This window comes from Streptomyces sp. XY006, assembly GCF_002237655.1.
GTDB lineage: Bacteria > Actinomycetota > Actinomycetes > Streptomycetales > Streptomycetaceae > Streptomyces > Streptomyces levis.
In genome coordinates this window covers 76524-82993 of record NZ_NOKT01000036.1, presented here as the reverse complement: position 1 = coordinate 82993, position 6470 = coordinate 76524, and the positions used below count along the sequence as shown (strand labels likewise).

General features: G+C 73.8%; 7 protein-coding genes. 2 read left to right on the top strand and 5 right to left on the bottom strand.

Going from position 1 to position 6470, the window contains the following annotated elements; genetic code table 11:
* The 3 genes from CHR28_RS32525 to CHR28_RS32515 all read right to left on the bottom strand — a co-directional run.
* A partial coding sequence (locus CHR28_RS32525) for a reverse transcriptase-like protein (protein WP_256984538.1) occupies positions 1-755 on the bottom strand: 755 nt, incomplete at its 3' end.
* An 18-nt stretch (positions 756-773) separates the two neighbouring features.
* On the bottom strand, positions 774-1517 hold the full coding sequence (locus CHR28_RS32520) for a zinc ribbon domain-containing protein (RefSeq protein ID WP_094057313.1): 744 nt from the start codon (positions 1515-1517) through the stop codon (positions 774-776).
* The gene (locus CHR28_RS32515) at positions 1514-2368 is read right to left on the bottom strand and encodes a Nif3-like dinuclear metal center hexameric protein (RefSeq protein ID WP_094057312.1); all 855 of its coding nucleotides are present in this window, start codon (positions 2366-2368) and stop codon (positions 1514-1516) included. The genes CHR28_RS32520 and CHR28_RS32515 overlap by 4 nt, the downstream gene beginning before the upstream one ends.
* 199 nt (positions 2369-2567) lie before the next feature.
* Between CHR28_RS32515 and CHR28_RS32510 the strand changes: the two genes are divergently transcribed.
* Positions 2568-3839: a hypothetical protein gene (locus CHR28_RS32510; RefSeq protein WP_094057311.1), complete on the top strand. Its 1272-nt coding sequence runs from the start codon at positions 2568-2570 to the stop codon at positions 3837-3839.
* Positions 3840-3935: 96 nt separating this feature from the next.
* Positions 3936-4103 (top strand): hypothetical protein, encoded by a 168-nt coding sequence (locus CHR28_RS37880; protein ID WP_094057310.1) that lies wholly within the window; start codon positions 3936-3938, stop codon positions 4101-4103.
* A gap of 96 nt (positions 4104-4199) precedes the next feature.
* Here CHR28_RS37880 and CHR28_RS32500 read toward each other — a convergent pair whose 3' ends face one another.
* Positions 4200-5438 (bottom strand): IS30 family transposase, encoded by a 1239-nt coding sequence (locus tag CHR28_RS32500; RefSeq protein ID WP_094057309.1) that lies wholly within the window; start codon positions 5436-5438, stop codon positions 4200-4202.
* Positions 5439-5518: 80 nt separating this feature from the next.
* Complete coding sequence (locus tag CHR28_RS32495; protein WP_094057308.1) at positions 5519-6460, bottom strand: 3-oxoacyl-ACP reductase; 942 nt, start codon at positions 6458-6460, stop codon at positions 5519-5521.
* Between the last annotated feature and the right edge of the window lie 10 nt (positions 6461-6470).

Below are 6470 nucleotides of genomic sequence, written 5' to 3'. Positions count from 1 at the left end.
GCGTCCGCCGTCCCGGCGCCGCCGGCCGCCACGGCCCGCGCGGCGCGCGCATCGGCGGCAGCCGCCGGGCGGACGGCACCACCGTGCCGGTCGGTTGGCGCGTCCGCCTCGGTCTGCGCCGCCTCACGCCCCTCGCCGTCCGCGACGCTCGTCGCCTCGCGGCCGGAGGGCGGCACGGGGTCCGGCCCCGAGCCGGTGGCCGGCGTGGCAGCGCGTCCGGCCGCCAGGGCGTCCCGTACCCGCGCCGCCCCGGCCGTCGCGTCTCCGGGCGGCTGCTCAGGCGTCGTCGTCGACGTCGTCGGCGTGTCCAGTTCAGCCGTCGAAGTCGGCTCCGACCACTGCTCGCCCTTCGCCCCGGCGTCCATCGCCTCGTTGGCGAGTCGGTCGGCGTGCTTGTTGCGCTCGCGCGGGATCCACTCGTACGTCACCCGCCCGGGCGGGAAGATCCGGGCCGCTTCCGCCGCGAGGGGCTTCATCGCGGGGTGCTTGATCTTCCAGCGGCCCGACATCTGCTCGACGACGAGCTTGGAGTCCATCCGGACGCGGACCGTGGCGTCCGGGTCCAGCTCGTGGGCGGCGCGCAGGCCGGCCAGCAGGCCCCGGTACTCGGCGACGTTGTTCGTGGCGACGCCGATGTACTCGGCGGCCTCCCGCAGCGTCTGCCCCGTCGCCGCGTCGCTCACCACGGCCCCGTAGCCCGCGGGCCCCGGGTTGCCCCGCGACCCGCCGTCCGCCTCGACGATGAACTCCCGCACCGCAACGGCTCCCTGGATCTAGAGACCGGACTCGGACGTGCGCACCAGGATGCGGCGGCAGTTCTCGCAGCGCACCACCGTGTCGGGCGCCGCCTTGCGGATCTCGTTCAGCTCGGTGATCGCCAGCTCCTGGCGGCAGCCCTGGCAGCTGCGCGCGTACAGCTTCGCCGCGCCGATGCCGCCCTGCTGCCCGCGCAGCTTGTCGTAGAGCTTGAGCAGGTCGTCGGGGATGGACGCGGCGACGACCTCGCGCTCCTTGGTGACCGTCGCGACCTCGGCGTCGATCTCCTCGAAGGCCGCGTCACGCCGCGCGGTCGCGTCGTCGATCTTCCCCTGGACCGAGGAGACCCGCTCGGTCAGCTCGGCGACCCGCTCCTGCGCGGACTCCCGGCGCTCCATGACCTCCAGCACCACGTCCTCCAGATCGCCCTGCCGCTTGGCGAGCGAGGCGATCTCGCGCTGGAGGTTCTCCAGGTCCTTGGGGGAGGTGACGGCACCGGAGTCCAGGCGCTGCTGGTCGCGGGTGGCGCGCTGGCGCACCTGGTCCACGTCCTGCTCGGCCTTGGTCTGCTCGCGTGCGGTGTCGCTCTCCTCGGTCTGCGCGGCGACGAGCAGGTCGCGCAGCTGCGTGTGGTCCTTGGTCAGCGACTCGATCTCGGCGTGCTCGGGCAGCGACTTCCGCCGGTGTGCCAGCTGCTGGAGGCGGACGTCGAGGTCCTGGACGTCGAGGAGGCGGATCTGGTCGGCGGGCGCGGCGTTCAGTTCGGGGCTCCCAGGGGGTCAGAAGTGGTCGAGGCCGCGTGGGCGGTCCAGGGGTCGGTGACCGTCGTGGAGACGTGGACCCGCAGGTCCCATCCATGCCGGTCGGAGATCTCGTCGAGCTGGCTCGCGGCCAGCTCGCACCAGGGCCACTCGGTGGCCCAGTGCGCCGCGTCGAGCAGCGCGAGGGGGCTGTGGGCGCGGGCCTCCGACACGGGGTGGTGGCGCAGGTCCGCGGTGAGGAAGGCGTCGACGCCCGCCGCGCGCACCTGGTCGAAGAGGCTGTCGCCGGAGCCGCCGCTGACGGCGACCGTGCGCACCAGCGCCTCGGGGTCGCCGGCGACGCGGATGCCCTGCGCGGTGGCGGGCAGCCGCTCGGCGGCGCGGGCGGCGAGCTCGCGGACGGTCAGCGGGTGGTCCAGCGCGCAGACGCGGCCCAGGCCCCGCCGACCCTCGGGGTCGGTGGGGTCCGGCACGAGCGGCCCGGTCACCCTGAGGTCCAGGGCGCCCGCGAGGGCGTCGGAGACGCCCGGGTCGGCGGTGTCGGCGTTGGTGTGGGCGACGTGCAGCGCGATGTCGTTCTTGATGAGCGTGTGGACGACGCGGCCCTTGAAGTGCGTCGCCGCGACCGTCGTCGTGCCCCGCAGGTAGAGGGGGTGGTGGGTGACGAGCAGGCCGGCGCCCAGCTTCACCGCCTCGTCGACGATCTCCTGGACCGGGTCGACGGCGAACAGCACGCGCGTGACCTGCTGGTCCGGGTCGCCCACGACGGTGCCGACCGCGTCCCAGGACTCGGCCCGCTCGGCGGGCCACAGGGTCTCCAGCGCGGCGATGACTTCAGACAGACGGGGCACGGGTGCAAGGCTACCCGTCTGATCTGTGGCGTTGAACCGCCGCCGCCCCCGCCCGCCCGCGCTCGCCCCGCTCAGCACAAACGCCCCCTTTCCCTCAGGCGAATCGTTCCTGGAACACCCTTATGTGTGAAGTGGGGTGCCAGGGAATTCCCCGCCCGTTCGTGCGAAAACTACGTTCGTCACTGGAGGTGACCGAACGATGACTGCCTGTGCGATCGAGCCTTCGGCGGAACACGAGGACGGGGAGGGTGCCGCGCCGGCCGGCTGCGCGCTCAGCGCGGACGGCCGGTACGGCGCCCGTCTCGCGTCGGCCGGGGACGCCTGGTTCCCGGAGCGCTGGACCCTCGACGGCCCCGAGCCCTACGCGGTGCCCCTGCCCCGCAACCAGCCGGAGGAGCCAGGCACCGAGGTGCAGCCGATGGGCGACGGGCGGGTCCTCATCCACCGCCGGGTGGCCGGACGGCACGCCTTCTCGCTGCTGTATCCGACCGGGCCCGGCACCGGCGAGCTGCCCCTGGGCGCGGTCGAGTGCCCGGACGACGGCGCCCGGCTGCGGCTGCTGCCGCCCGCGCCCGGAGGGGAGAAGGCGTACGCCCTGGCGGTCGGCCCGCGCTCGACGTCGGTCTGGCTGGTCGCGGGCGGCGCCTTCGGGCCCGAGCGGGTGGCGGAGCTGCCCGGCCGCGGCTCGGGCGGGGTCTGGCTGGACCGCGCGGGGCGGCTGCTGGCCCTGGACCGGGAGACGGGCGGGCGCACCAAGGCGGTCGTGGTGGACCTGGAGCGCGGCGGCGCGTGGTCGCCGCTGCTGCAGATCGCCGCCGACAGCGACGACCGGCTGCTGCTCGCCGATCAGGACAGCGGGCTGCTGATCGTCCGCTCCGACGCGCCCTCGCCGGGGCAGGGCCGGCTGGGCTGGGGCGTGCTGGGCAGCACGCTGCCGGTGCGGTTCCCGCAGTGCCTGCGGCTGCGGGACTGTTCCGTCACGCCGTTCGCGATCCAGCCGGGGCAGGTGCTGACGCCGGAGAGCTGTGCGGTGGCGCTGCGGATCGACGGGCCCGCGGGCAGCTGGGTCGGGGTGTGGCGGCCGGCCGAGCGGCGGATGCACCATCTCCCCGCGCCCGAGGGGTGGTTGACGGGGACCGGCCTGTGGACGGAGGACGGGGTGCTGCGGCTGCCGTACGCGACGGAGGCGGTGCCGTGCGGGGTGGCACGGGTGCGCCCACCCGCACCCGAGCTGCCGGAAACCGCCACCGCGCCACCACCTCCCGAGCCGAACCCGGCGACCGCGCACCCCGGCCCCGGATCGTCGGCCCCGCACCCCGGCCCCGGGCCGGCGGCCCCGCACCCCGATCCCGGGGCGGCGGCCCCGCTTCCGGAACGGTTCGACGACCGGCCCGCCTCGCCCTCGGCGCCCGCGGCCACCCGCCCGGTGCCCCTTCGGGAGGCGCCGTTGGGACGCCTTGTAACGAACTAGTGCCGGTTCGCGTGGCCGCCTGGATCACGGCCGTGGGGCGTTGGTTAGACTCACCCGGCTGAAAAAAGATCATGTTGACGGGGTGAATTCCATCCGATGAGCGACGCCAGCCAGAACCAGCCGCCTGTTGCCGACGTCCAGCAAGCCTCCACCGGCCACGGCCGGCACCGCGGAGAGGTTTCCACGCAGGACAGCGAGACGGCTCCGCGCGGACGCCACCGCAAGCCGGTGGCGGAGACCGACCAGGCCGTGACCGCGGCCTGACGGCACGTCAGTCACCTGACTGCGCATCAGTCGGGCGACTGCGAACGGCCCCTCCCCCCACCGGCGCATTCCAGGGGTCGTTGCAACACAAGTTGATCAACTGGCTGTCGCCAGGAGCTTAGCGAGACGCTCGGCTGGGGTTTCCCAGCCGAGCGTTTTGCGTGGCCGGCTGTTCAGCTCGGCGGCGACGGCCGCCAGGTCCTGGGGCGTGTGAGCGGCCAGGTCGGTGCCCTTGGGGAAGTACTGCCGCAGCAGGCCGTTCGTGTTCTCGTTGGACCCGCGCTGCCAGGGGCTGCCGGGATCGCAGAAGTAGACGGGCATGTCCGTCGCGATGCTGAACTGCGTGTGCAGGTGCATCTCTGAGCCCTGGTCCCAGGTGAGGGAGCGTCTGAGCTGGGCGGGCAGGGTCGAGACGGTCTCGATGAGCGCGTCCCGCATCTGTGAGGGCCGGCGGCCGTCGGGCAGGTGCACCAGGGTGACGAAGCGGCTGGAGCGCTCCACCAGCGTGCCGATGGCGGATTTGTGGGCCTTGCCGATGATGAGGTCTCCCTCCCAGTGTCCGGGGATGGCCCGGTCGGCGGCCTCGGCGGGCCGGTCGCTGATCATCACCATGTCCTTGGCCATGCGGGGCTGGCGCCGGTAGGACTGCCGGTGCGGCCTGCGCATCGTGCGGCCCGTGCGCAGTGCTTTGGCCAGCTCCCGGCGCAGTTCGCCGCGGCCCTGGACGTAGAGGGCCTGGTAGACGGTCTCGTGGGTCACGTGTATCTCCGGCCGGTCGGGGAAGCGCGCCCGCAGAGCCTGGCAGATCTGCTCGGGGCTCCAGCGTCGTTCGAGGTGGTGCTGGATGAAGTCCCGCAGTTCCGGGTTCTGGCCGATCTTGCCCGGCTTCGGCCGAGGCCGGCGGGCGTCGGCACGGGACTGGGCGGCATGCGGGCGGTAGGCCCAGCGGGAGGCGTCCCCGCGCAGTGGCATGCCGTTGCGGCGTATCTCCCGGCTGATGGTGGAAGGGCTCCGGCCCAGCTCAGAAGCTATCTGCCGGATCGACGCCTTCTCCCGCAGCCGGTCGGCGATGTGGATGCGGTCGGCCTCGCGCAGATACCGCGACGGGCCAGCCGAGGAGAGCGGCCGGCGGATCGGCGGCGCACCGCGCGTGCTTCCCGTGGCCTGGCGTCCGTTGCGCCACCGCTTCCCGGTACGCCGGTTGATGCCGACGATCCGGCAAGCCTCCATGCTGCTGACGCCCTGGTCCATGAGCCGGAAGTATTCCTCCCGTTCACGGACCAGGGCCCTACGGCCTGGAGCCTGCCCCCGGTCCTCCCGGATCTTGAAGTCCATCGCATCCCCTGAGCTGGGGTGTTGCGACGACCACTAGAACGGAAGACCCGGCGGGAGGGGCCGTTCTGCGCAGCAGGGGATCACCCGCGTCTCAGCCCCAGCACCTCCGCCGCCGCGAAGGTCTCCCCCGCCGGCCGGTCCGCGTAGTACGGCCCGAGGGCGGCGTCCAGTTCGTCGTAGGTGAAGGTGTCCTGCTTGCTGTCGAACACGGCGGCGACCCGCGGCCGTTCGACGACGGCGACCATCCCGCCGTGCACCACCAGCAGTTGCCCGTTCACGTGCGCTGCGGCGGGCGAGGCCAGATAGCCGACGAGCGGGGCGACGTGCTCGGGGGCGAGCGGGTCGAGGCCGCCCTCGGCGGGCCGCTCGACGCCCGCGAAGACGTCCTCGGTCATCCGCGTGCGGGCGCGCGGGCAGATGGCGTTGGCGGTCACCCCGTACCGGGCGAGGGCGAGGGCCGTGGAGGTGGTGAGGCCGACGATCCCGCCCTTGGCCGCCGCGTAGTTGGGCTGCCCGGCGGAACCGGCGAGGAACGCCTCGGAGGAGGTGTTGACGATCCGCCCGAACACCGGCCGCCCGGCCCGCTTGGACCGCTCCCGCCAGTGCGCGGCGGCGAAGCGGGTGGTGTTGAAGTGCCCCTTGAGGTGCACGCGGAGGACCGAGTCCCATTCCTCCTCGGTCATCGAGAAGACCATCCGGTCGCGCAGGATGCCCGCGTTGTTGACCAGGATGTCGAGTCGGCCGTACGCGGCGACGGCCGACTCGACCAGGTCCCGGGCCTGCTCGAAGTCGGAGACGTCCCCGGTGTGGGCGAGGGCGGCCCCGCCCGCGGCCCGGATCTCGGCGGCGACCTCCTCGGCGGGCCCGGCCGATGCCGCGCCGCTGCCGTCACGGCCGGGCCGCCCGTAGTCGTTGACGACGACCGCGGCGCCCAGCCGGGCGAGTTCCAGCGCCTCGGCCCGGCCGAGCCCGCGCCCCGCCCCCGTGACGATCGCGGACAGTCCCCTCAGCGGCAGCGGCATGGCGTCCGGC